This window comes from Kitasatospora sp. NPDC048298 (assembly GCF_043201465.1).
In the GTDB taxonomy this organism is placed as follows: Bacteria; Actinomycetota; Actinomycetes; order Streptomycetales; family Streptomycetaceae; genus Kitasatospora.
On sequence record NZ_JBICYZ010000004.1, the window covers coordinates 1 to 23709 of the forward strand.

The window sequence follows — 23709 nt, forward strand, 5'->3', positions numbered from 1 at the left end:
TCCACCCCGAAGGGCTTCACCGTTCGACTTGCATGTGTTAAGCACGCCGCCAGCGTTCGTCCTGAGCCAGGATCAAACTCTCCGTGAATGTTTACCCGTAATCGGGTCCACACCCGCGTTGAGCGGCACGGCAACCACCGGAATAGGGCGGCCCCGCGCACTGCGTCCTCGCTAGTGTTTATTTCAAAAGGAATCTCCAACCCCAGGAAACCTGAGGCCGGGGATGTCAACATATCTGGCGTTGACTTTTGGCACGCTGTTGAGTTCTCAAGGAACGGACGCTTCCTTCGGACTGCCTTCCAGCAGGCCCTCCGGGCTTCGTTCTTTCGTGTTTCCAGCTTATCAGATGTTTTCCGCTCCGTTTTCCGGAGTTTCATTCATCTGATTTCCCGTAACTGGCCGGGATCGCTTTCGCAACGTCCACCACACTAACGCATTTCGAGTGTCACTCGAAATTCACACTCGCTCCGGTTGGCGGGAACGCCAACAAACCCATTTTCATGGGGATCAGAGTGAGAGTGGGTCTTGCTGAGTGGGATGGCCGCTCCAGCGACTCGTTCAACACTAGGCCACCTGGACGACATCGTCAAACGCCGAGGGCCGGATCTGTCCAGATCCGGCCCTCGAAGCTCGAAGCCGCAGCTCAGAGCAGGTGTGTTTCAGCCATGGCCAGGCCTCAGCCGGCGGCGACCAGCTCCGCCGCCGCCAGGTTCCGCTTGCCGCGCCGCAGCACGAGCCAGCGGCCGTGCAGCAGGTCGGCCTCGGTCGGCACGGCCTCCTCGTCCGTCACCTTGACGTTGTTGAGGTAGGCGCCGCCCTCCTTGATTGTCCGGCGGGCGGCCGAGCGGCTCGGCGACAGGCCGACGGCGACCAGCAGGTCGACCACCGTCTGAAGCTCGGACACCTCGGCCTTCGGGACCTCGGCCAGGGCGGCCGCCAGGGTCGGGGCCTCCAGGTCCGCCAGGTCGCCCTGGCCGAACAGCGCCTTGGACGCGGCGACCGCGCGCTCGTACTGCTCCGCGCCGTGCACCAACGTGGTGAGCTCCTCGGCGAGGGCGCGCTGGGCGAGGCGGGCGGCGGGGCGCTCGGTGGTCTCGCGCTCCAGCTCCTCGATCTCCTCCTTCGAGCGGAAGCTGAAGATCCGCAGGAAGTTGGGGATATCCCGGTCGTCCGCGTTCAGCCAGAACTGGTAGAAGGCGTACGGGGTGGTCAGCTCGGGGTCGAGCCAGACGGTGCCGGACTCGGTCTTGCCGAACTTGGTGCCGTCGGCCTTGACGATCAGCGGCGTGGCCAGCGCGTGGACGGACTTGCCGTCGGCCTTGCGGATCAGGTCCGTGCCGGCGGTCAGGTTGCCCCACTGGTCGCTGCCGCCCGTCTGAAGGGCGCAGCCGTAGCGGCGGTTCAGCTCCAGGTAGTCCATGCCCTGGAGGATCTGGTAGCTGAACTCGGTGTAGCTGATGCCCGCGTCGGAGTTGAGTCGTCGGGCGACGGCCTCCTTCGCGATCATGTTGTTGACCCGGAAGTACTTGCCCACGTCACGCAGCAGGCTGATCGCCGACATCCCGGACGTCCAGTCCAGGTTGTTGACCATGCGCGCCGCGTACGGGCCCTCGAAGTCGAGGAAGCGCGAGATCTGGCCGCGCAGGCGCTCGACCCAGCCGGCCACCGTCTCGGGGTCGTTGAGCACGCGCTCGGCGGTGGGCTTCGGGTCGCCGATCAGGCCCGTGGCGCCGCCGACCAGACCGAGCGGGAGGTTCCCCGCCTGCTGGATGCGGCTCATGGTGAGGATCTGCACCAGGTTGCCGAGGTGCAGGCTGGGGGCCGTCGGGTCGAAGCCGCAATAGAACGTGACCGGGCCGTCCGCGAACGCCTTGCGCAGTGCGTCCTCGTCAGTGGAAAGGGCGATCAGCCCACGCCACTGCAGCTCGTCGACGATGTCCGTCACGGTCACGCTTCTCCTTCGATCGGGCGTCCGCCCGGTGCCGGCCCGATTCGGTCGGGCCCCGGGTCGGTACGACTCCAGCCTGATAGAGCCTACGCGGTTCCGGCCAGCGAGTTTTCCCCGAGGCACCCCACCGGGTCGGAGGGTCCCCTCTCCCGGTCCCCTCCCCGATACCGGAAATTCCGTTGTTCGACGGCCACGGGCCCATTCAGAGTGGTTCCACCGCCGTGCGGCGGCAGTGACGTGTGTGGAGACGGTCGTGCCGCCGTGGCACGCCCGCGGGAAGGGTGTGCCGAGTGCGCAACACGCTGGTTCTGAACGCGAGCTACGAGCCCCTGACAACGGTGTCGCTCCAGCGCGCCGTCGTCCTGGTGCTCCAGGACAAGGCGGTGGTGGAGCAGGCGCATCCGCTGCGCTCGATCCGGGGGACGGGCGTGGCCGTCCCCGTGCCACGGGTGATCAGACTGCAACGGTACGTACGGGTGCCGTTCCGACAACAGGCTCCGTGGTCGAGGCGGGGCGTCCTGGCCCGAGACCAGCACCTGTGCGCGTACTGCGGCCAGCGGGCCACCACGGTGGACCACCTCCAGCCGAAGTCGCGCGGTGGTGCCGACAGCTGGATGAACACCGTCGCCGCGTGCGCGGAGGACAACCAGCTCAAGGCGGACCGCACGCCGGAGCAGGCCGGGATGAAGCTGCTGCGCCGCCCGTTCGTGCCGACGCCGCAGGCGAGTCTCATGCTCGCGCTCGGTCTGCGCAGCTCGGAGGTCCGGGACCTCGCCGACTGGCTGCCTGTCGTACCGGGCCGGCCCGTCTCGGCGGCGTGAGGCGGTTTCCGGGCACGGGAGCGTTCTCGGCACTCTCGGCTCCCTCAGCGCTGTCGACGCTCTCGGAACTCTCGACGCTCCCGGTCTGAGGACGCTCCCGGCGTCCGGACGGCGGCGGGTGACCGTGGGATGGCATGGACGGTGGGGGAACGGGCTGAGGGCCTCAGTCCTTCGCCTGGTACCCCGCCGCCGTGCCGTAGTTGGTCGAGTGCTCGGGCACCACGACCACCTGCCCGCCGCCGATCAGCACCCGTCCGGAGATCAGGAGCGAACCGGTGCCAGCCGGGAAGTTGCCGCCGATCGCCTCCTGGCCGCCCGCCAACGGGAACCTGCTGAGGCGGGCGGGCTGGTCCCGTCGTTCATCGGCGGCGAGCACCAGCGATCCGCCGTCGATGCCCACGGCCCGGGCAGCGCCCTTGGCGGCGGTGGGCACCTTCCAGCGCTGCTTGCCGGTGTCCAGGTCGTAGCCGACGGCGGCCACCTGTCCGCCGCCGTTCGGAGGGGCCAGGGTGGTGACCATCGTGCGGCCCTCGAAGTACACGCCGGGAGTGGCCGAAAACGTACCGTGGGCGACGTCCAGCCGACCGCCGTCGACGGCCACCGGGATCTCGGTGGCCGGGTCGCCGCCCGCACCCCAGGCGAACAGCCGGTCCGCCTCGGGCTTCTCGCCGGTGGTGAGGACCACGGACGGCTCGGCGGACAGCACGGTCACCGTCTTCGGCTGGTTGTTCAGGCCCCGCCACCAGGCGACCTTGCCGTCCGCGGTGTTCAGCGCGACGGTCTGGTCGGCGGGGGTCGAATCGGCGCAGGAGGAGGCGACGAGCACGGTCTTGCCGCTGACGCCGCCGGAGAGGGTGCAGAACTTGCCCTGGCCGGTGTACTGCCAGACGTCCTTCCCGTCGGCGGACTCCCAGGCCAACGCCCGGTCGTCACCGACGGCAACCACCTTGTCCTCGGTGACGCCGACCCGGGCCGAGTACGCGCCCTTGGCGTCCGAGAGAGTCTTTGTCCAGGTGGTCTTGCCGGTCTTGGTGTCCACCGCGGTCACCAGCGTGCAGGGGCTCTTCGGATCGGCCTGCGGACGGAACAGCACCGCGCCCAGACCCGCCTGGTTCACCCCCGCCGACAGCCCGCACGGAACGGCCCCGGCGGCCGGCGGCTCCACCGACCAGGTCGGCTTGCCACCCGCCCGGTCGTACGCGTGCACCCCGGAGCCGTCGGCCCGGACCACCAGGTCGGCCAGCAGCCAGCTGCCGATCAGCGTGTCGTCGCCCCCGGACGAACCGGCCGCGGCGGGCTGCGCGGCCCACGCCCGGGCGTGCGCCACCGCGAAACCCGGCTCACCGCCGCTGCTCGCCGCCGCGCTGCCACCGCCCTCGGCGCCAACCGTCAACCCGGCGGCCACCAGCACCCCCAGCGCGGCCACACCGGCGCCGGTCCGCACCAGCAGGGCCTTGCGGCTGGGCACATGCTCCCCGGTCAGCACCGCGCCGGCGGCCTTCCGGGCCTTGGCGGAGAGCGAGGAGCCGGAGCCCGCGCCGGAACCGGAACCGGCTCCGCCCCCGGCGCCTCGACGGGCAGCGGCCCTCGACGGTGCGGCGGTCTCGGCCTGGCGCTCGGGGGCCTGTTCCCGAGAGGTCCCCGCAGGCTGCTCGGGGCCGGGCTCGGGTTCCGGCTCGACCTCTTCGATGTGCACGTAGCCGTCCGGCGAGTACTCCGCCCCCGCCGGGACGTACAGCCCCTCTGCGGCGGCGGGCTGCTGCGGCGTGGCGTACGGCGCGTAGGACTGGTGCTGTGTGTGGTCCGGGTACTGCGGATGCGGCTGGTACTGCTCCTGGCCGTCGTACCGGCCCTGGACGTAGCCGCCCTCGACATAGCGGCCCTCGACATAGCCGGTCGGACCGAAGCCGGACTGGTCGTACCCACTCTGGTGGTACCCGCTCTGGTCATAGCCGGCGTGCCCGTAGCCACCCTGGCCGAACTGCTGCTGCGGATGCTGTTGCTGCTGCCCGTACTCGGCTGAGCCGTAGCCTGGCTGCGGCTGCCACTGCGACGGCTGCTGAGGTGCCTGTTGCTGCTCGGAGTACCCGCCGTACGCGTCGTTCTGCCAGTCCTGGTGGCCCTGGGGCGGCCACGGCTGCCGGGGGTGGGCGTCTCCGAAGGGCTCCTGCGCCATCCGTTCCCGTCCCTCCGAGCCGTCCGCCTGCCGATGCGGCAGTCAGCATCTCACGCCCGCCCGGAGGCACCGCCCGGGCCCTCGGCCCTCGGCCGTACAGTCCCGGGCTTCGCGGTCGTTCCGCGTCAGGCCGCCGACTCGGCGCGCAGGGCCTCGTCGATCCGGGCGGCGAGGGAGAAGTCCAGCCCGGTGAGGCCGCCGGCACTGTGGGTGGACAGGACGAAGCGCAGCGTGCGCCAGCGGACGTCGATGTCGGGGTGGTGGTCGAGCGCCTCGGCCTGCTCGGCGACGGCGACGACCACCCGGATCGCCGCCGGGAAGTCCGGGGCGTCGGCGGTGCGGAAGATGCTGTCGCCCTCCCGCGTCCACTGGGGCAGCGCCACCAGGGCCGCCATGATCTCGTCCTCGTTCAGCCGTGCCCTGTTGCTCATCGCCGCGCTCCTGGTGGGTCGTCGGTCCGGTGCCGGGATTCCGGAGTGCCGGGACTCCGGGCTACCGGAATGTCCGGGGTTCCGGTGTCAGGCAGCCTTCCGCCGCGGACGGGCCACCAGCTCGCCACCACAGTTGGGGCAGCTGTCGGCCATGGCCTCGGTGCAGTCCGGGCAGAAGGTGCACTCGTAGGAACATATCGAGGCAAGGCCGTCCGCGGTCAGCGACACCGCGCAGCGCTCGCAGCTCTCACGCATCTCCAGGGCCACGGCGTACTCCTCCGTTTTGCACACGATGTGACAGTCGTTCAACTCAACAGAAGCTTGGCGACGGCCACGAGACCGACCACCACGATGACACCGCGCAGCGCGGTCGGGGGGAGGCGGCGGCCCACCTTGGCACCGAGCAGGCCACCGACCAGCGAGCCCGCCGCAATCAGACCGGCGGCGGCCCAGTTCACGGTCGAGGTGAAGAGGAAGAAGAGCGCGGCGACCGCGTTCACGATCATCGCCAGGGCGTTCTTCACCGCGTTGATCCGCTGGAGGTCCTCCTGGAGCAGCATCCCCATCAGTGCCATCAGCAGCACGCCCTGCGCGGCGCCGAAGTAGCCGCCGTAGATGCCGGTCAGGAACACCCCGATCAGCAGCACCGGGCTGCCGTCCGGATCGCCACCAAGTCGGCGGCGGGCCGCGACGGCCTTGGCCACCCGCGGCTGGATCACCACCAGAACGAGCGCGAGCAGGATCAGCACCGGGACGATCGTGTCGAAGGCCCCGCTCGGCAACTTGATCAGCAGCAGCGCCCCGAGCAGCCCGCCGAGCAGTGAGGCAGTGCCCATGCGCAGCACCCGGCGGCCCTGGCCCACCAGTTCACGGCGGTACCCGATCACGCCGCTGAGCGAGCCGGGGACCAGGCCGAATGAGTTGGAGACGTTGGCGGTGACGGGCGGGATGCCGACGGCGAGCAGGACCGGGAAGGTGATCAGCGTGCCGGAACCGACGATGACGTTGATCATCCCAGCGCCGACGCCGGCCGCCAGGACAGCGATCGACTCCCAGAGCGTCATGGGTCACCTCTCCTCTCGGTCCTGTCCGAGGGGATCATGCCGGACGGCCTCGCGCGCCGACCAGACCCGCCCACGATTCGGGACGCACGCCACACACCCCGGACGTACGCGCCGGCCTCGCGAAAGGCCGAGGGCCCGCCACCTCTCGGCAGCGGGCCCTCGCCAGTACATGGGGTTCGACCGATCACTCCGGGTCGATCTTCGGGTACTCCCGAGCCGGGTCCACCCGGGGACGGGCGGCGCCCTTCTCGGTGTCCACGGGCCGCGGGCCGGCCGCCGGGTCCAGCGGCACCTGGGTGGCCGCCGGGGCGGTCTGCGGGATGCTGGGTGCCGCGACCGCGCCGCCGTTCATTCCGCCGTTGCCGGTCAGGCCAGTGAAGGCGCCGCCGAGGCCCTTGAGCGCGTCGCCGACCTCGCTGGGGATGATCCAGAGCTTGTTGGAGTCGCCCTTGGCCAGCTCGGGCAGGGTCTGGAGGTACTGGTAGGCGAGCAGCTTCTGGTCGGCGTCGCCGTCGTGGATGGCTTCGAAGACCGTCCGGATCGCGGCCGCCTCACCGTCCGCGCGCAGGACCGCGGCCTGCGCCTCACCCTCGGCCTTGAGGACCTCGGCCTGCTTCTCACCCTCGGCCTTGAGGATCTGGGCCTGGCGCTGGCCTTCGGCGGTGAGGATCGCGGCGCGCTTGTCCCGGTCGGCGCGCATCTGCTTCTCCATCGAGTCCTGGATGGAGGTCGGCGGCTCGATCGCCTTCAGCTCGACACGGTTGACCCGGATGCCCCACTTGCCGGTGGCCTCGTCCAGGACGCCGCGCAGGCCGGCGTTGATGACCTCGCGCGAGGTGAGGGTGGACTCCAGGTCCATCGAGCCGATGATGTTGCGCAGCGTGGTGACGGTCAGCTGCTCGATGGCCTGGATGTAGCTGGCGACCTCGTACGTCGCGGCGCGGGGGTCGGTCACCTGGTAGTAGATGACGGTGTCGATGTTGACGACCAGGTTGTCCTGGGTGATCACCGGCTGCGGCGGGAACGGCACGACCTGCTCGCGCAGGTCGATGCGGTTGCGGACGCGGTCGATGAACGGGACGACGATGTTCAGCCCAGCGTTGAGCGTCCGGGTGTAGCGGCCGAAGCGCTCCACGATCGCGGCGCTGGCCTGCGGGATGACCTGGATCGTCTTGATCAGCGCGATGAAGGCCACCACGACCAGGACGACCAAAACGATAAGGACGGGTTCCACGGACTCTCCCCTAGACGACCAGGGCGGTCGCGCCCTGGATTTCGACGACGTCGACCTGCTGCCCCGGCTGGTACACCTGGCCCGGGTGGAGCGCACGGGCCGACCAGATCTCGCCTCTCAGCTTGATCCGCCCGCCCTCCCCGTCGACGGTTTCCGCGACGACCGCGGTGGCGCCCTGGAGCGCCTCGATGCCCATCTTGACCTGCGGGCCCTTTCGAAGCTGCCGGTAGGCGATCGGGCGGACGAAGACCACCAGAGCGACCGAGACGACGACGAAGGTCACGGTCTCCAGGACCACTCCCCCGCCCAACGCGGCCACGCCGGCGGCGGCCAGCGCCCCGACCGCGAACATGGCGAACTCCGGCATCGCGGTAAGCACCAGCGGTATGCCGAGCCCTGCGGCGGCCAGGAGCCACCAGATCCAGCTGTCCACACGTCCATCCTAGGGAGCGAAGGCCTTCGAAGCGGACAGTTCCCGCAGGTCGAGGGGCGGAAACCGGTCGCACGTGCGACCGGTTCCGACGGCCTTCCGGATGAACGAACGGACGGGGCCTCAGCCCAGCGGCAGACCCTGGGCCGACCAGCGGTCTCCGTGCCGCTCCAGGGTGAGCGGCAGGCCGAAGCACTTGGAGAGGTTGCGGGCGGTCAGCTCGGTGTCGATCGGCCCGGCCGTGAGCACCTTCCCCTGGCGGATCATCAGGACATGGGTGAAGCCCGGCGCGATCTCCTCGACGTGGTGGGTGACCATCGCCATCGCCGGGGCGAACTCGTCCTGGGCGAGCGCGCCCAGCCGGCGGACCAGGTCCTCGCGGCCACCGAGGTCCAGGCCGGCGGCGGGCTCGTCGAGCAGCAACAGCTCGGGGTCGGTCATCAGGGCGCGGGCGATCAGGGTGCGCTTGCGCTCTCCCTCGGAGAGGGTGCCGAACTTGCGGTCTGTGAGGTTAGCCATGCCAAGGCGGTCGAGCAGGGCAAGGGCGCGGGTCTCGTCCGACTGCTCGTAGGTCTCCTGCCAGGTGACCGTCATGCCGTACGCGGCGGTGAGGACGGTCTGGAGCACGGTCTGCTCGGCGGGCAGCTTGTCGAACATGGCGGCGCCGGCCAGGCCGATCCGGGAGCGCAGCTCGAAGACGTCGATCTCGCCGAGCTTCTCGCCCAGCACCGTGACCTTGCCCGAGGTCGGGAACAGGTACGAGGACGCGATCTGCAACAGCGTGGTCTTGCCGGCGCCGTTCGGGCCCAGGATGACCCAGCGCTCGCCCTCGGAGATGGACCACGAGACCTGGTCGACCAGCGCGCGCCCCTCCCGGACCACGGATACGTCCACCAGCTCCAGCACGTCGCTCATGCCTACGCCTTCCCCAAAAAACAAGATTCTCGGCCGTCGGTGCGGGCGGCGAGCCTACTCCGGCAGCCGGTGGGCACGGGGTGGGTGCGCCGCACACGCATGGGCAAACCTACGCCACGCGGATGACCGCCGATTCCGTAGGCTGGCCGGATGCTCGCGACACCTGCCGACAATCCGTACGAAGAGCCCCGTTCGGGGCGGCTCACCGCATGGGGCAACGCCCTGCTGGCTGGTCTGGTCCCTCCGGACGACGCCGCCACGGCAGTCCTGGGCGCAGACGAGATCCATCGGGTCACCGGGCTTCCCGGCGACGAACCTGGCGAGCAGCACGGCCTGACCTGGGCGCTGGGCCGACTGCGAGTGCTCGGTGTGAAGGGCCTTCGTCTCGCGCTGCCCTCAGCCGGGCATCCGCTCGGGCTGACTGGCCCGAGGGCCTTCAACGAGCAGGCCATGAGTGCGGGTGAGGCCGTCCTGGCTGTGGGCGCACCGCTCGGGCTGGTGCCGGAGGTGGAGGTGTACGGTCCGGCCGGCGACCGCTCGGCCACCGTGCTGTGGCGCTGTTCCGAGGTCAATGACGCACCTCCGGCGGACGTGCCGTCGCTCCACGAAGCCGAGCGTGAGCTCGCAGACGGGCTGCGGGAGGCTACCGTCATGCTCGCTCGCCTCGACGTGGCCGGGGCCGGGCCTGAGGCCCTGCGCGCCCTCGATGCGTACCGCCGGCGTGGCCACAGCGAGCTGCTCGCCCCTGGCTACCCGTCCCGGGCCGTCCGCGTCCTGGAGTCGGCCCGCCAGGTGTCCGCCCTGCTCGCCATCGCCTCCGGCGGCCACGGCGCTGCCGTCAGCGCCTCGGAGATGGCGGCCCGCCAATCCGTGCTGGCCCCGCTGCGGCGCACCGCCCGGCGCGCCCAGGTGGCCGCCTACAACGCCCTCGTCGACGAGCGAGACGACCGCTGAGAGGCGGTGGGGCCCGGAGCCGGCGGCGGCGAGCGCGATCACCTCGGCGCGCTCGTATCTGCCGTCGGGCCCGATAACCAGGTCTCCCTGTGTCGTAGCGGCCGCCAGCCTTCGCCGGGACCACCCCAGGATCTCGGCCGCCTCCTCCTCCGAGAAGCTCGCCGCAAGCCGCCGCTCCAGCACCTCGACCGCGGCTCTCGCCGTGTCCGCAGCCTTGCGCATGCGCTCCATGACGGCCTGCTCCACCGCGGCATACGGGACTGCGGCCAAGGTCTCCCGGCTGTAAGTCGGCCAACCCCGGTATCCGCCACAGGGTCGCAGCTCCCCTGCGGCGGCAAGGCGTCTGACGTCCTCGGCGATCACCAGCAGACCGGTGGTGTGCCTCAGCACCGTGGCCGCCTTGGCCGCTCCCACCGGCGGCACGGCGCCCAACGCGAGGACGATCTCCTCGGCACGAGCCTCGAGCTGCACCTTGACGAGGGCCGACCAGGTGCCGTTGTCGAGGTCCGGTTCGGGGATCAGTTCGCGTTCCCGTGCCAGGTCGAACTGCCAGCGCCGCATCCGGAGCCGGCGCCTCAGCAGCTCCGGCCCGTACGCCTGCCGGTCGCGGATTGCCGCCCGGGTCGACCGCGCCCGGCGCTCGGTGGCTTCCGCTGCGCCGATATCCGGCTCCATGTCCTGACACCCCGACAAGAGGGGTTCGTCCGGCCCCCGCCCCTGGCTTCCGCGCTCGGAAGTCAGGGGAGGCCCAGAGCTGGACGGGATGGACGCGCCAGACAGGCGGCACGTCAACTCGAACTCATGGGCCAGCAGGGCAGTCCCGCAATCACTGCGCATCGCGTTCATCCGGCCCTCCATCGGAATCGGTGTCGGCATTCAGGCTGGCACAGCCGAATGACCACACGTCACCAAAATTCGGACCATCCCTGCCGAAAGGCATATGCCGGACCACCGTTTGACACCAGTTCTGGCCGAAACCCTGCCGATCGACACAGCACCCGCATTAACTCCCCGCGCCCCCGGCGCACTACCCCTCGCGGGTCTCGCCATGGCGAACGGCCCAGAGTGCCGCCTGAGTACGGTCGGCCAGGTCCAACTTCATGAGGATGTTGGACACATGGGTCTTCACCGTCTTCTCCGAGAGGTGCAGGCTGCGGGCGATCTCCCGGTTGGAGCGGCCGTCGGCGATGTGACCCAGTACCTCGCGCTCGCGCTCCGTGAGCGTGCCTCCGCGCCCCTGCGGAGCACGAGGGCCGTCGTCGGAAAGCAGGGCCTCGGCCAGTTCGGGCTGGAGCAGGACGTGACCGGCGTGCACAGATCGGATCGCCCCGGCCAGTGCCTCCGGATCCACGTCCTTGTAGACGTACCCGGCCGCGCCGGCCCGCAGCGCGGGAACCATCGTGCGGTGCTCGGTGAAGCTGGTGACGATAAGGATCCGGGCCCGGCTGCCTTCCCCCTTGAGCGTGCGCAGCGCCTCGATGCCGTCGACGCCGGGCATCTTGAGGTCCATCAGGACCACGTCAGGATCGAGTTCACGGGCCCGCTCGATGCCCTCCGCCCCATCGGCGGCCTCCCCGACCACCTCGATGTCGTCCTGGACCTCCAGGAACGTACGCAGCCCGCGCCGAACCACCTGGTGGTCGTCGACCAACAGGACACGGATCGACGGTGTGCTCTCAGGCACCGGGGACCTCCATCTCGACGAGCGTCCCCCGGCCGGGGGCCGACTCCAGGGTTAGCGTGCCGCCGACGGCGGACGCTCGGTCGCGCATCGAGGCCAGGCCGAGGTGGCGGCCGGCTCGACGGACTGACTCTGGATCGAAGCCGCGCCCGTCGTCGTGCACCCGCAGCACCGCACCGCGCGCCGGCGTCCCGGTCAAGGTGACGGTGACGGTCCGGGCTCCCGAGTGACGTAGCGCGTTGTGCAGCGCCTCCTGGGCGACTCTCAGCAGCGCGGCCTCCTGGGCCGGCGGCAGCGCCCGGACACCGTCGGCGGTGAAGGTGACATCGGCGGTGTGCGCCCGGTCGAGCACCTGCACCTGCGAGGCGAGAGTCGCGCTGAGCCCGTCCTCCTCCAGCGCGGCGGGGCGCAGCTCCACGACGACGGCGCGCAGTTCGTCGGCCGCCTCGGCAGCCAGCCGGGCGACCTCGGCGAGCTCGGCACGCGCCCGGGCCGGGTCGCGGTCGACGAGCTTGGCGGCCGCCTTGGCCGTGAGCCGCAGTGAGAAGAGCTTCTGCGAGACGGCGTCGTGCAGGTCGTGGGCGATCCGGGCCCGCTCGCCGGCCAGCGTGAGCTCGCGGCTGCGCTCGTACAGCCGGGCGTTGGACAGGGCCAGGGCGGCGTGCGCGGCGAGGATCCGCAGCAGCTCCTCGTCGTGGTCGGTGAAGAGGCCGCCGCCGCGCTTGTTGGCGAGGAAGATGACGCCCATCACCTGCGGCTCGTCCTCGGCCGCGTCGGTGTCCAGGATCGGCATGCCCAGGAAGGCGTCCATGTCGGGGTGGGCCGCTGGCCAACCTTCGAAGGCGGGTGCCTTGCGGACGTCCACGAGCCGCGTGGGACCGGCCTCGTGCAGCATCGCGGCGAGCACCCCGTGCTGCCGGGGCAGCGGGCCGATCGCCCGCCACTGCTCGTCGGTGACACCGTCGACCACGAACTGGGCGAAGCCCCCGTGGTCGTCGGGCACACCCAGGGCCGCGTACTCGGCGCCGAGCAGCCCGCGGGCAGAAGCGGTGATGCGGCGCAGCACCTCGCGGACCTCCAGGTGCCGGCTCATGGCGAGCAGTGCCTGGCTGACGGTCTCGATCCCGGACAGGCACGGTTCGCAGGCAAGCAGCGGGCCGCGGTGGGCCCGGTGGTCTCCGGTGATGCTGGGCATATCGCCAAACTACCGCCGTCGCGACGAGCGCCGCGTCCGTCCGCGGCCGCCCCGGGCCCAGGTCCGGGGACCTAGGCCACAGGGCCCGCCCGGAGTCCTGGGGAGACCACTCGGAGCCCCGAGGGACCTTCCGGAACACGGAACCGAACACGCCCGGAACACGAAAGGGGCGGCCCTCCCCACTGGGAGAGCCGCCCCTCGGCCTGTCGTCGAGAAGGGTCAGCCCTTCTGCATGACCTCAGGCTCGTGCCGGCGCTGGAGCCGGGTCACGATGACGCCGATGACGATCGAGATGGCGATCAGCACGCCCGCGTCGATCGCCCACTGGGCGACGCTGTGCTTCCAGAGCGGGTCGTAGTTGGGGTTCTGGAAGTCCTTGTTCCACGGGCCCATGAGCACGGAGAGGTCGAGCGTGGTGGACACGACGCCGGTGCCCCAGCGGGCCGGCATCAGCCAGGCGACCTGCTCCAGTCCTGGCTTGCTGAAGATCTGGAAGAGGCAGCCGGTGAAGACGACCTGCACGATGGCGAACATGACCAGCAGCGGCATGGTCTTCTCGGCGGTCTTCACCAGCGCGGAGATCATCAGGCCGAACATCATCGCGGCGAAGCTCAGCAGGATCATGCCGATGGTCATTTCGATGATCGGCAGGTTCTTGACGATCAGGCCGTGCTCGGGGAGCTTGCGCGGCAGGAAGCCGACGGCGGAGATGATGGCGCCCTGGATCACGCTGAAGAACCCCAGCACGATGATCTTGGACATCATGTACGCCGAGCGGGAGAGCCCGGTGGCTCGTTCTCGCTCGTAGATCGCCCGCTCCTTGATCAACTCGCGGACGGAGTTGGCCGCTCCGGAGAAACAGGCTCCGATCGCCAGGATCAGCATGATCGTCGCGGCGCCGCTGTTGAGGTGGAGCTGCGTCTTGGGATTGGGCGCGAGCCCCGGTTCGTTCGGGATCAGCACGCTGACCGCGCCGATGACGGCGGGCAGCAGCACGGACAGCGCGAGGAAGCCGCGGTCCGAGGCGAGCACCGACATGTAGCGGCGCATCAACGTCCACAGCTGCGAGCCCCAGCTCTGCGGCTTCGGTGGCCTGACGGCCTCCTGGGCGACCTGGACGTGCTGCACCTCACCCGCCTCCACGGTGGGCGCGGAGTACTGCTGGTAGTGCACCGAGCCGCGGTAGCGGCCGGCCCAGTCGTGGTCCGGGTAGTTCTCGAAGGCCTGGAAGACGTCCGCCCAGGTCTCGTACCCGAAGAAGTGCAGCGCCTCGTCCGGCGGGCCGAAGTAGGCCACCGAACCGCCCGGCGCCATCACCAGCAGCCGGTCGCACAGCGCCAGCTCGGCCACCGAGTGGGTGACGACCAGGATGGTGCGGCCGTCGTCGGCGAGGCCGCGCAGCATCTGCATGACCTCGCGGTCCATGCCCGGGTCGAGGCCCGAGGTGGGCTCGTCCAGGAAGATCAGCGAGGGCTTGGTGAGCAGCTCCAGGGCGACCGAGACGCGCTTCTGCTGGCCGCCGGAGAGCGCGGTGATCTTGTTGTCGGCACGCTTGTCCAGGCGCAGTTCGTACAGCACCTCGTCGATCCGGGCGTCGCGCTCGCGGGCCTCGGTGTCGCCGGGGAAGCGCAGCCGGGCCGCGTACTTGAGGCCCTTGCGGACGGTGAGCTCGCGGTGCAGGATCTCGGACTGCGGCACCAGGCCGATGCGCGAGCGCAGCTCGGCGAACTGCTTGTAGAGGTTGCGGCCGTCGTACAGGACCTCGCCGCGGTCGGCCGGGCGGTAGCCGGTGAGGGCGCGCAGCAGCGTGGACTTGCCGGATCCGGACGGGCCGATGACGGCGACCAGCGACTTCTCCGGGACGCCGAAGCTGACGTCGTTGAGCAGGATCTTCTTGGTGCCCTTGTGCTCGACCTCGACGGTCAGGTGACGGGCGGAGAAGGAGACCGCACCGGTGTCGACGAACTCCTGCAGCTGGTCGCCGACCAGGACGAAGCTGGAGTGGCCGACGGTCAGCCGGTCCTGCGGGCCCATCAGCTGACGCTGCACCCGCTGGCCGTTGAGGAAGATGCCGTTGTGGCTGCCGAGGTCGACGATCTCGTAGCGGCCGTCCGGGAGCTGGCGCAGCTCGGCGTGGTGGCGGGAGACCTGGAGGTCGGACACCACGACGTCGTTGTCGAGCGCACGGCCGATCCGGACGGTACGCATCGCCGACGTCAGGTTGCGGATGATGGTCGGCTGCGGCCCGCCGTCGTGCTGCGGCGGGGCCGGAAAGCCCTGCTGGGGGAAGCCACCGTGCTGGGGCTGGGACTGCTGCGGGGCCGGCTGGGCCTGCGGCGGCGCGTACTGCTGCTGCGGGAACGCCGGCTGGGCCTGCGGCTGCCCCTGCCAGGCCTGCTGCTGCGGCTGCGGCTGCTGGTACGGGTCGTGCTGCGGCCAGCCCTGCTGCGGGGCGGGCTGCTGGGGCGTGGGCACCGGGCCGCGGCTGGTGGCGGCCTCGTGCACCGGGGCGGCCTGCGGCGCCGGGGCCTGCGGAGCCACGGCGTGCGCGGGTGCGGAGAAGCCGAGCCGGGGGCCGTTCTCCGGGTTGCCCAGGTTGACCACGGCACCGGGGAACAGCTGGGCCTGCATGGTGCGGGCGCCGGCCACGTACGTTCCGTTGGTGCTGCCGTGGTCGTCCAGCTGCCAACCGCTGCCGTTGAAGCTGATGGTCCCGTGCTGCCAGGAGACCCTGGCATCGTCGAACGTGAAGTCCGACTGCGGGTTGCGCCCGATGGTGTAGGACCGCCCGGGCTCCAGAGTCCGCTGCTGTCCGTTGATCTCGATGACGAGTTGCGGCACTGCTCGCCTGCCCCGCTCTCTCGGTTCCCCCGAATTGTGGCCCCCGGCCGGGGCTGCGATGTTCCTGTGACTGACGGGGGGAATCATTCCAGCCTGCCGACCACCGGTGAAAGTCAGCCCTGGCGACTGTGACCAGGCTGCTACCGAGCCCTGACCCGCGGCGTCCCGCGAGGTGGGACGGGTGCTCCCGGGCCCTCGGCCGCCCGGTAGCGTGGGAGGCACCATGAACGCATCGCCCCTGGCCGCTGAGCCCCTCCCCGCCGCCCAGCACCGGACCGCGGACGAGCGCACCCTGCTCGTCAAGGTGTTCGGCAAGGACCGCCCCGGCATCACCGCCGGCCTCTTCGCGACGCTGGCCGGCTTCGGCGTCGACGTCATCGACATCGAGCAGGTCGTCACCCGTGGCCGCATCACGCTGTGCGCCCTGGTCACCCCGCCTCCCACACCCGGTGCCGAGGGTGGACTGCGGGCCACCGTCCACCGCTGGGCCGACGAGCAGAAGCTCCAGGCCGAGATCCTCTCCGGCATCGGTGACAACCGGCCGCGCCGTGAGGGCCGTTCGCACGTCACGGTGCTCGGCAACCCGCTGACCGCCGCCGCCGTCTCCGCGCTCACCTCCCGGATCACCGCCTCGGGCGGCAACATCGACCGTGTCTTCCGGCTCGCCAAGTACCCGGTGACGGCGGTCGAGCTGGCCGTCTCCGGCGTGGCCACCGACGAGCTGCGGGCCGCCCTGGCCCAGGAGGCCGCCACCCAGCGGGTGGACGTCGCGGTGGTCGCCGCCGGGCTGGAGCGCCGGGCCAAGCGCCTGGTGGTCATGGACGTCGACTCGACGCTCATCCAGGACGAGGTGATCGAACTGTTCGCCGCCCACGCGGGCTGCGAGGAGGAGGTCGCCGAGGTGACGGCGGCGGCGATGCGCGGCGAGCTGGACTTCGCCGAGTCGCTGCGGGCCCGCGTGGCACTGCTGGCGGGGCTGGACGCCTCGGTGACCGAGAAGGTCCGTGCCGAGGTCCGCTTCACGCCGGGCGCGCGCACTCTGATCCGTACGCTGCAGCGCCTCGGCTACCAGGTCGCGGTGGTGTCCGGTGGCTTCACCCAGGTCACCGACCACCTGGTGGAGCAGCTGGGACTGGACTTCGCGGCCGCGAACACCCTGGAGGTGGTGGACGGCAGGTTCACCGGCCGGGTGGTCGGCGAGATCGTGGACCGGGCGGGCAAGGCCCGCTGGCTGGCCCGCTTCGCCGAGCAGGCGAAGGTGCCGCTGGAGCAGACGGTGGCGATCGGCGACGGCGCCAACGACCTGGACATGCTGAACGCGGCCGGCCTCGGGGTGGCGTTCAACGCCAAGCCGGTGGTGCGCGAGGCCGCCGACACCGCGGTGAACGTGCCGTTCCTGGACACCGTGCTGTACCTGCTGGGCATCACCCGCGAGGAGGTCGAGGCGGCCGACGCGCTGCACGGCACCCCGCCCGAGTAGGCGCGGACCCGGCGACGGCCGATGGAGTGAGGCCCGCCGAGGAGCGCCTGCGTTCTGCGTCCCGCAGCCGCGGACACACGAGGGGCGCGTGGATCAATCCGCGCGCCCCTCACGTACGTTCCGGGGTCAGTCCTGCGGTGTGTGGTACGAGACCAGCTCGGCCACGCCCGGCTCGACGCCCTTCCAGGAGCCGCTGAAGCTGAGCACCGCGATCGCCGCCGTCGGGAAGCCCCCGAGCCGCAGCCGCTCCAGCGCGTCCCGGTCGCCCGCGTCCCCGGCCAGCACCTGGGTCAGGCCCAGCACTCCCGGGTTGTGGCCGACCAGCACCACGTCCGAGTACTCCTCCGGGGTCTCCTGGAGCACCGCGATGATCTCGCCGGGACTGGCCTCGTAGACCCGCTCCTCGTAGACGGTCTTGAGGGGCCGCTGCGGCAGCTCGTGTACGGCCAGCTTCCAGGTCTCGCGGGCGCGCAGTGCGGTGGAGCAGAGCACGTAGTCGGGGCTGATGCCGGAGTCCACCAGCCAGCGGCCGGCGTCCGGGGCCTGGTGACGGCCCCGGTCGGCCAGCGGCCGGTCGTGGTCGTCCACGCCGTTCGGCCAGTCGGCCTTGGCATGGCGGAGAACGATGATCCTGCGGGGCGTGTCGGCGCTCATACCCAGCAAGCTTGGCAGAAAAGCGGCCCGGCGGCGCGATGCTCCCGGATGCCGCCACTCCGAGGGACGACGAGTGTCATCATGCCCCGTTCACCGGGGCGTCGGATGGCGTACGGGCGTCCGTCAGCCCATCGTGGCCGCAACGGTGGCGATGATCGCCACCAGCACCACGATGGCGCCGAAGGCGAGGGCGATGCGGCCGAGCTGCTTGCGGCCGTCGGTGGGGTTGGGATCGAGAACGGGCATGTCCGAAAGTCTCCCATCCCGAACACGCCCGCCCCCCGCTGGCCCCTCCCCCTTGGCCGGGGCTTGACCTTCCCCGCCGGGCCCGGCCTTCACCGCCCCGTCCGACCGCCTCGCGGCCTCACGCGCCCCTCCGCGGCGTCACACGCCCCTCCACTGCCGCACGCGCCCTGCTGCGGCATCACGCGCTCCTCCGAGGCATCGCACGCCCTACCCGGGGGCGTCACGCCTTGGCCTGCTCCACCGGGTGCACCGCCTCGTCCTCGATGTGCCGGGCCCGCGCCGCGCGCAGGCCGAACAGCATCTGCGGCACCAGCAGCAGCGCCAGGAATCCCAGCGGCCAGTACCACTGGCCGGTGATGTCGTAGATCCGGCCGATCAGGATCAGGCCGGGAACGGAGATCAGGTAGCCGACGCCCTGGGCGAAGGCGGACAGCTGCGCCACCCCACCTGCCGTCCTGGCTCGCAGTCCGATCATCGTCAGCACCAGCGGGAAGGCGCAGTTGGACAGGCCCACCAGCACGGCCCAGACCCACGCCCCGCCGGCCGGGGCGAACGCCAGCCCGGCGTACCCGACGATGCCGCAGGAGGCCAGCACGACCACGAACGGCCGCTGGTCGCCGCGGCGGGCGGCCAGGTTGGGCAGCACGAAGGAGACCGGCACGCCGATCACCATGGTGACCGCGAGCAGCACCCCGGACGTGCCCTTGTCGACGCCGGCGTCCTGGAAGATCTTCGGCAGCCAGCCCATCACCACGTACGCGCCGGTGGCCTGGAGGCCGAAGAAGCAGGCCAGCGCCCAGGCCGTACGGCTGCGGGTGATGGGCAGCCGGGCGAGGGCGGCGCCGTCGGCGCGCTCACCGCGCTCGCGCTTGGCGATCAGCACCGGCAGCCAGAGCACCAGGGCGAGCGCGCCCAGCGCGGCCCAGACGCCCAGTCCATGGCGCCAGTCACCGCCGAGCGCGTTGGTCAGCGGCACACTGACCAACGCGGCCAGCGCGGTGCCGGCGGACAGCGCCATCGAGTACAGGCCGATCATCGGACCGACCTTCTCCGGGAAGTACCGCTTGATGACCACTGGCAGCAGCACGTTGGAGACCGCCACACCGGCCATGGCGAGCGCGGTGAGCAGCAGGAACACCGCCGTGCCGCCGGCGAAGGAGCGGGCCAGCACGCCCGCCGTGATCGCGCCCATCCCGGCAGTGACCACCGCGATCGGGCCGATCCGGCGGGCCGCGACCGGTGCGGCGAACCCGAACAGCGCGAAGCACAGCGACGGGACGGCGGTGAGCAGTCCGGCGAGCGTCGGGTTCATCCCGAGGTCGTCGCGGACCTGGTCGAGCAGCGGCCCGAGGCTGGTGACCACGGGGCGCAGGTTGAAGGCGGCGGCGGCGATCGCGACGGCGAACAGCCAGCCCAGGTACTTGGCGGAGCCGGAGGTGGCGGACCGCTCGGCGGCCGGCGTCCGGCTCTCGGTCCGGGCGGAAGTGGTGGTGTCTGCTGCGGGCATGGAGAGCATCATAGAATGATGGGATGAATTGATGCACCTCGTTATTGGCATGATGTGCCGACCGTTCATCCGCCGGCCATCTCCCACCCAGGCCCCACCGAGCCGTAGTCGCAAGGAGTCCCCCGTGGCGCTGTCCTCGCCGAGGCGCACCCCGCTGTCCGACCAGGTGATCGCACAGCTGCGTGCCCAGATCACTTCCGGGGAGTGGCCGGTCGGCTCCCGCATCCCCACCGAGGCCGCCCTGGTCGAACAACTCGGTGTCGCCCGCAACACCGTCCGCGAGGCCGTCCGCGCCCTCGCCCACAACGGGCTGCTCGACATCAGACAGGGCTCCGGAACGTACGTCCTCGCCACCAGCGAGCTGGCCGGCGTGATGCACCGCCGCTTCGCCGACGCCGACCAGGACCAGGTCGCGGAGCTGCGGGCGGCCCTGGAGACCTCGGCCGCGGCCCTCGCCGCCCGCCGCCGCACCGCGCGCGACCTGGAGCTGCTGGACGGCGCGATGGCCCGCCGGGAGGCCGCCTGGCTCTCCGGCGACGCCGAGGACTTTGTCCAGGCCGACGCCGCGTTCCACCAGGCTGTGGTGGAGGCCGCCCACAACGACGTCCTGCTCGCCGTCTACGCCGACCTCGGCGAGGCCACCCGCGAACTCCTGCGGCACGACATCGGCCCCGAGCTGATCCCCGAGCGCTACATCGGCCACCAGGCCATCCTGGAGGCCATCAGGGACGGCGACGCCCAGCGCGCGTCCATCGAGGCCGGCCGCGCCGCCCCCGGCCCCTGCGCCACCATCGAGGCCTGACCGCCCGCACGCCGGCCTTCGACGTCACCCCAGCCCCCGCCCCTGGCTGCCCCACCCCTCAGCCCTCAGCTCAGCCCTCAGCCAGAACCACCCCGCGGGGCCCACCGAACGAGAGCAAGAACGAGAGATCGAGAACAAGACGCCGCTGCCCGGCACCCCCACGAGGGGCGCCGGGCAGCGGCGTACGGGCGGAGCGTCAGGCGCCGATGGCGTGCAGACCGCCGTCGACGTGGATGATCTCGCCGGTGGTCTTCGGGAACCAGTCCGACAGCAGCGCGACGATGCCGCGGCCGGCCGGCTCCGGGTCGCTCAGGTCCCACTTCAGCGGGGAGCGGTGGTTCCAGGTGTCGGCCAGGTCGCCGAAGCCCGGGATGGACTTGGCGGCCATCGAGCCGATCGGGCCGGCCGAGATCAGGTTGCAGCGGATGTCCCGCTCGCCCAGGTAGCGCGCCAGGTAGCGGTTGGTCGACTCCAGGGCGGCCTTGGCCGGGCCCATCCAGTCGTACTGCGGCCAGGCGAACTGCGCGTCGAAGGTCAGGCCGACCACCGAGCCGCCGTCCTGCATCAGCGGCAGCAGCGCCGTGGTCAGCGACTTCAGCGAGTACGCCGAGACGTTCATCGCGGTGGCCACGGACTCCCACGGGGTGTCCAGGAAGTTGCCGCCCAGCGCGTCCTGCGGGGCGAAGCCGATCGAGTGGACGATGCCGTCCAGGGTCGGCAGGTGCTCGCGGACCTGGTCGGCGATGCCGGCCAGCTGCTCCGGGTTCGAGACGTCCAGCTCCAGCACCTTGACCGGGTTCGGCAGCTTCTTGGCGATCCGCTCGGTCAGGCTCGGGCGGGGGAAGGCGGTGAGGATGATCTCCGCGCCCTGCTCCTGCGCGAGCTTGGCGGTGTGGAAGGCGATGGAGGACTCCATCAGCACACCGGTGATCAGGATCCGCTTGCCCTCGAGGATTCCACTCATGATCAGTGACCCATGCCCAATCCGCCGTCGACGGGAATGACGGCTCCAGTGATGTACGCGGCCTCGTCCGACCCGAGGAACCGCACGGTGGAGGCGACCTCGGCGGGCGCCGCGTAGCGGCCCAGCGGCACGCCCGAGACGATCTCCGCGCGGCGCTCGTCACTGAGCACGGCGGTCATGTCGGTGTCGACGAAGCCGGGGGCGACCACGTTGACGGTGATGTTGCGCGGCCCGAGCTCGCGCGCCAGCGACCGGGCGAAACCGACCAGGCCGGCCTTGGAGGCGGCGTAGTTGGCCTGGCCCGGGGAGCCGGACAGGCCCACCACGGACGAGATGAGCACGACACGGCCCTTCTTGGCACGCATCATCAGCTTGGACGCGCGCTTGACCACCCGGAAGGTGCCGGTCAGGTTGGTGTCCACGACGGAGGTGAAGTCCTCCTCCGACATGCGCAGCAGCAGGGTGTCGTTGGTGATCCCCGCGTTGGCGACCAGCACCTCGACCGCGCCGTGCTTCTGCTCGATCTCGGTGAAGGCGGCGTCGACCTGCGCGGCGTCCGTGATGTCGCAGCGGACCGCGAGGACGTCGTACTTGGCCAGCGCCTCGGGCACCTCACCCGAGCGGCTGGTGATGGCCACCTTGTCGCCCGCCTCGGCGAAGGCCTGGGCGATCGCGAGGCCGATGCCCCGGTTTCCTCCGGTGACGAGAACCGAGCGGCTCAACGATCCACCTCTCTCCGTGTGTGAGCGCGTACGTCGGAATGCGCACGCAATGTGACGCTATCGGGCGGTCGGCGGCGGCGGCGCATCGGTCTCCCACAGCGCGACCCCGGCGGATCTGTCGCAATCCGACAATCCGCACCCGCCCGCGCCGCCCCGGCGACGGACATCGCCCAGGCCCGGGCGCTGCCCGGATCGGGGCGACTGTACGGGAACAACACGGGCGGGCGCACCCGTTGCCCCCGTGGTGCGGGCCGGCCCGGGACCTGCCGTACCGATCCCCGACCATCCCGGTGAGCGACGAAGGCAGAGCGGATGACCAAGGCACGGCCCGGGAGCACCCACCGACGCGGACGACTGCTGGCCCTCACCGCCTTGGCGGCCGGCCTGGGGGCGGCCGCCTGGTCTCTGCGCGACCTCCCGGCGGCGTTCGGGCGGCGGCCGGACGGCGAGCGCGAGGAGCGGGTGCGCAACTCCCCGCAGTACCGCGACGGCGTCTTCCACAACGCGCCCTCCGCGCTCGCCCGCACCGCCGGCGCCCCCGGCTTCGACGGCGCCACCGCCCGCCGGATGCTGTTCGAGCGGGCCGGCCGCGTCCCCTCGCGTCCGGTTCCGACGGTCCGCCCCGCCGTCCCGGCCGGGCCGGCCGCCGAGGGCGTGGAGGTCACCTGGTACGGGCACGCCTCCGCGCTGGTGGAGATCGAGGGCTTCCGGGTGCTGTTCGACCCGATCTGGAGCGACCGCTGCTCCCCCGCCGCGCACGTCGGCCCCAAGCGGCTGCACCCGGTGCCGGTCGAGCTGGAGGAGCTGCCGCAGGTCGACGCGGTGCTGATCTCGCACGACCACTACGACCACCTGGACATGGCGACGGTCAAGCGCCTGGTGCGCAGCCAGTCCGCGCCGTTCGCGGTGCCGCTCGGCATCGGCGCCCACCTGCGCCGCTGGGGCGTCCCCGAGCACCGGATCATCGAACTGGACTGGGACGAGACCTGCACCCTGGGCGATCTGGTGCTCACCCTCACCGCGGCGCACCACTTCTCCGGCCGCGGGCTGACCCGCAACACCACCCTGTGGGGTTCCTGGGTGGTCGCCGGCCCGAACCGCAAGGTCTTCTACACCGGCGACTCCGGCTACTTCGAGGGCTACGCCCGGATCGGCGCGCAGCACGGCCCGTTCGACGCCGCGCTGGTCCAGATCGGCGCCTACGACGCGGCCTGGGCGGACATCCACATGACCCCGGAGGACGCCGTCCTCGCCCACCGGGACCTGGCCGCCGGCCTGCTGGTGCCCGTCCACTGGTGCACCTTCAACCTGGGCCTGCACCCGTGGTCCGAGCCGGTCGAGCGGCTGGTGAAGGCCGCCAAGGAGCAGGCCGTCCCGCTGGCCGTGCCGCGGCCCGGCGAGCGGGTCGACGTCGACAACCCGCCGGAGCTGGACGGCTGGTGGGAGAACGTCGGCTGACGGCCCGCACCCACCGGCCGGGGGCACCGGCCCCGCCGGTCGGACGAGGCCGACTGCCGGACGGCACCACCGACCAGCCGGGCACCACCGGCCGGACGGCCCGCTGGTCAGACGGCCCCGCCGGTCGCACGGTGCCGGTTTCGGACGGCGCCGTCCGAAACCGCGGCGCAGCGGCCGTAATGCGCT

General features: G+C 71.2%; 21 protein-coding genes and 1 rRNA gene. 5 read left to right on the top strand and 17 right to left on the bottom strand.

What is annotated here, in order from left to right; all coding sequences use genetic code 11:
- Both ACGF0D_RS04315 and tyrS read right to left on the bottom strand, forming a co-directional pair.
- A 16S ribosomal RNA gene (locus ACGF0D_RS04315) occupies positions 1-88 on the bottom strand; the annotation flags it as partial.
- Between the two features lie 588 nt (positions 89-676).
- On the bottom strand, positions 677-1945 hold the full coding sequence (tyrS, locus tag ACGF0D_RS04320; RefSeq protein ID WP_392914086.1) for a tyrosine--tRNA ligase: 1269 nt from the start codon (positions 1943-1945) through the stop codon (positions 677-679).
- A 293-nt stretch (positions 1946-2238) separates the two neighbouring features.
- On the opposite strand from tyrS, the gene ACGF0D_RS04325 reads away from it, so the two are divergent.
- Positions 2239-2769 (top strand): HNH endonuclease, encoded by a 531-nt coding sequence (locus tag ACGF0D_RS04325; protein ID WP_392913940.1) that lies wholly within the window; start codon positions 2239-2241, stop codon positions 2767-2769.
- Positions 2770-2932: 163 nt separating this feature from the next.
- On the opposite strand, the gene ACGF0D_RS04330 is transcribed toward ACGF0D_RS04325, so the two are convergent.
- From ACGF0D_RS04330 to ACGF0D_RS04360, 7 genes are all read right to left on the bottom strand, one after another.
- Positions 2933-4945, bottom strand: coding sequence for a PQQ-binding-like beta-propeller repeat protein (locus ACGF0D_RS04330; RefSeq protein ID WP_392913941.1), 2013 nt, complete (start codon positions 4943-4945; stop codon positions 2933-2935).
- Between the two features lie 125 nt (positions 4946-5070).
- A complete protein-coding gene (locus ACGF0D_RS04335; RefSeq protein WP_392913942.1) occupies positions 5071-5376 on the bottom strand; it encodes a 4a-hydroxytetrahydrobiopterin dehydratase in 306 nt (101 codons plus the stop codon).
- An 87-nt stretch (positions 5377-5463) separates the two neighbouring features.
- Positions 5464-5643: a DUF1272 domain-containing protein gene (locus ACGF0D_RS04340; RefSeq protein ID WP_392878234.1), complete on the bottom strand. Its 180-nt coding sequence runs from the start codon at positions 5641-5643 to the stop codon at positions 5464-5466.
- Between the two features lie 38 nt (positions 5644-5681).
- Positions 5682-6440 (bottom strand): sulfite exporter TauE/SafE family protein, encoded by a 759-nt coding sequence (locus tag ACGF0D_RS04345; protein ID WP_392913943.1) that lies wholly within the window; start codon positions 6438-6440, stop codon positions 5682-5684.
- Between the two features lie 184 nt (positions 6441-6624).
- The gene (locus ACGF0D_RS04350) at positions 6625-7674 is read right to left on the bottom strand and encodes an SPFH domain-containing protein (RefSeq protein WP_392878238.1); all 1050 of its coding nucleotides are present in this window, start codon (positions 7672-7674) and stop codon (positions 6625-6627) included.
- 10 nt (positions 7675-7684) lie between these two features.
- Positions 7685-8107: an NfeD family protein gene (locus ACGF0D_RS04355; RefSeq protein ID WP_392878240.1), complete on the bottom strand. Its 423-nt coding sequence runs from the start codon at positions 8105-8107 to the stop codon at positions 7685-7687.
- 120 nt (positions 8108-8227) lie between these two features.
- Positions 8228-9019, bottom strand: coding sequence for an ABC transporter ATP-binding protein (locus ACGF0D_RS04360; protein WP_392913944.1), 792 nt, complete (start codon positions 9017-9019; stop codon positions 8228-8230).
- Between the two features lie 150 nt (positions 9020-9169).
- Here ACGF0D_RS04360 and ACGF0D_RS04365 point away from each other — a divergent pair, with 150 nt between their 5' ends.
- The gene (locus ACGF0D_RS04365) at positions 9170-9973 is read left to right on the top strand and encodes a hypothetical protein (protein WP_392913945.1); all 804 of its coding nucleotides are present in this window, start codon (positions 9170-9172) and stop codon (positions 9971-9973) included.
- A 1027-nt stretch (positions 9974-11000) separates the two neighbouring features.
- On the opposite strand, the gene ACGF0D_RS04370 is transcribed toward ACGF0D_RS04365, so the two are convergent.
- The 3 genes from ACGF0D_RS04370 to ACGF0D_RS04380 all read right to left on the bottom strand — a co-directional run bounded on the left by ACGF0D_RS04370 (position 11001) and on the right by ACGF0D_RS04380 (position 15690).
- Positions 11001-11657: a response regulator gene (locus tag ACGF0D_RS04370; protein WP_392913946.1), complete on the bottom strand. Its 657-nt coding sequence runs from the start codon at positions 11655-11657 to the stop codon at positions 11001-11003.
- On the bottom strand, positions 11650-12747 hold the full coding sequence (locus tag ACGF0D_RS04375; RefSeq protein ID WP_392878827.1) for a GAF domain-containing sensor histidine kinase: 1098 nt from the start codon (positions 12745-12747) through the stop codon (positions 11650-11652). The genes ACGF0D_RS04370 and ACGF0D_RS04375 overlap by 8 nt, the downstream gene beginning before the upstream one ends.
- 321 nt (positions 12748-13068) lie before the next feature.
- Positions 13069-15690 (bottom strand): FHA domain-containing protein, encoded by a 2622-nt coding sequence (locus tag ACGF0D_RS04380; RefSeq protein WP_392913947.1) that lies wholly within the window; start codon positions 15688-15690, stop codon positions 13069-13071.
- Between the two features lie 223 nt (positions 15691-15913).
- Here ACGF0D_RS04380 and serB point away from each other — a divergent pair, with 223 nt between their 5' ends.
- The gene (gene serB / locus ACGF0D_RS04385) at positions 15914-17170 is read left to right on the top strand and encodes a phosphoserine phosphatase SerB (protein WP_392878248.1); all 1257 of its coding nucleotides are present in this window, start codon (positions 15914-15916) and stop codon (positions 17168-17170) included.
- 126 nt (positions 17171-17296) lie between these two features.
- On the opposite strand, the gene ACGF0D_RS04390 is transcribed toward serB, so the two are convergent.
- The 3 genes from ACGF0D_RS04390 to ACGF0D_RS04400 form a co-directional block, all read right to left on the bottom strand.
- Positions 17297-17824, bottom strand: a complete 528-nt coding sequence (locus tag ACGF0D_RS04390) for a SixA phosphatase family protein (protein WP_392878250.1) — start codon at positions 17822-17824, stop codon at positions 17297-17299.
- A gap of 123 nt (positions 17825-17947) precedes the next feature.
- Positions 17948-18070, bottom strand: a complete 123-nt coding sequence (locus tag ACGF0D_RS04395; RefSeq protein WP_392878252.1) for an SGM_5486 family transporter-associated protein — start codon at positions 18068-18070, stop codon at positions 17948-17950.
- A 220-nt stretch (positions 18071-18290) separates the two neighbouring features.
- Positions 18291-19577, bottom strand: coding sequence for a CynX/NimT family MFS transporter (locus ACGF0D_RS04400; protein ID WP_392913948.1), 1287 nt, complete (start codon positions 19575-19577; stop codon positions 18291-18293).
- Positions 19578-19701: 124 nt separating this feature from the next.
- Between ACGF0D_RS04400 and ACGF0D_RS04405 the strand changes: the two genes are divergently transcribed.
- Positions 19702-20379: a FadR/GntR family transcriptional regulator gene (locus ACGF0D_RS04405; RefSeq protein WP_392913949.1), complete on the top strand. Its 678-nt coding sequence runs from the start codon at positions 19702-19704 to the stop codon at positions 20377-20379.
- A 196-nt stretch (positions 20380-20575) separates the two neighbouring features.
- Here the strand turns inward: ACGF0D_RS04405 and fabI are convergent, their stop codons facing one another.
- Positions 20576-21343, bottom strand: a complete 768-nt coding sequence (gene fabI, locus ACGF0D_RS04410) for an enoyl-ACP reductase FabI (protein WP_392878257.1) — start codon at positions 21341-21343, stop codon at positions 20576-20578.
- Positions 21344-21345: 2 nt separating this feature from the next.
- Positions 21346-22065, bottom strand: a complete 720-nt coding sequence (gene fabG / locus ACGF0D_RS04415) for a 3-oxoacyl-[acyl-carrier-protein] reductase (RefSeq protein WP_392878259.1) — start codon at positions 22063-22065, stop codon at positions 21346-21348.
- A 312-nt stretch (positions 22066-22377) separates the two neighbouring features.
- Here fabG and ACGF0D_RS04420 point away from each other — a divergent pair, with 312 nt between their 5' ends.
- Entirely contained in the window at positions 22378-23523 is a 1146-nt protein-coding gene (locus tag ACGF0D_RS04420; RefSeq protein ID WP_392878261.1) for an MBL fold metallo-hydrolase, read from the top strand.
- The last annotated feature ends 186 nt before the right edge of the window (positions 23524-23709 follow it).

What these genes read in the sequence shown, in the direction of transcription:
- ACGF0D_RS04330 (WP_392913941.1), bottom strand. Translation starts at nt 4,945, where the DNA reads ATGGCGCAGGAGCCCTTCGGAGACGCCCACCCCCGGCAGCCGTGGCCG.
- ACGF0D_RS04335 (WP_392913942.1), bottom strand. Translation starts at nt 5,376, where the DNA reads ATGAGCAACAGGGCACGGCTGAACGAGGACGAGATCATGGCGGCCCTG.
- ACGF0D_RS04345 (WP_392913943.1), bottom strand. Translation starts at nt 6,440, where the DNA reads ATGACGCTCTGGGAGTCGATCGCTGTCCTGGCGGCCGGCGTCGGCGCT.
- ACGF0D_RS04360 (WP_392913944.1), bottom strand. Translation starts at nt 9,019, where the DNA reads ATGAGCGACGTGCTGGAGCTGGTGGACGTATCCGTGGTCCGGGAGGGG.
- ACGF0D_RS04365 (WP_392913945.1), top strand. Translation starts at nt 9,170, where the DNA reads ATGCTCGCGACACCTGCCGACAATCCGTACGAAGAGCCCCGTTCGGGG.
- ACGF0D_RS04375 (WP_392878827.1), bottom strand. Translation starts at nt 12,747, where the DNA reads ATGAGCCGGCACCTGGAGGTCCGCGAGGTGCTGCGCCGCATCACCGCT.
- serB (WP_392878248.1), top strand. Translation starts at nt 15,914, where the DNA reads ATGAACGCATCGCCCCTGGCCGCTGAGCCCCTCCCCGCCGCCCAGCAC.
- ACGF0D_RS04390 (WP_392878250.1), bottom strand. Translation starts at nt 17,824, where the DNA reads ATGAGCGCCGACACGCCCCGCAGGATCATCGTTCTCCGCCATGCCAAG.
- ACGF0D_RS04395 (WP_392878252.1), bottom strand. Translation starts at nt 18,070, where the DNA reads ATGCCCGTTCTCGATCCCAACCCCACCGACGGCCGCAAGCAGCTCGGC.
- ACGF0D_RS04400 (WP_392913948.1), bottom strand. Translation starts at nt 19,577, where the DNA reads ATGCCCGCAGCAGACACCACCACTTCCGCCCGGACCGAGAGCCGGACG.
- fabI (WP_392878257.1), bottom strand. Translation starts at nt 21,343, where the DNA reads ATGAGTGGAATCCTCGAGGGCAAGCGGATCCTGATCACCGGTGTGCTG.
- ACGF0D_RS04420 (WP_392878261.1), top strand. Translation starts at nt 22,378, where the DNA reads ATGACCAAGGCACGGCCCGGGAGCACCCACCGACGCGGACGACTGCTG.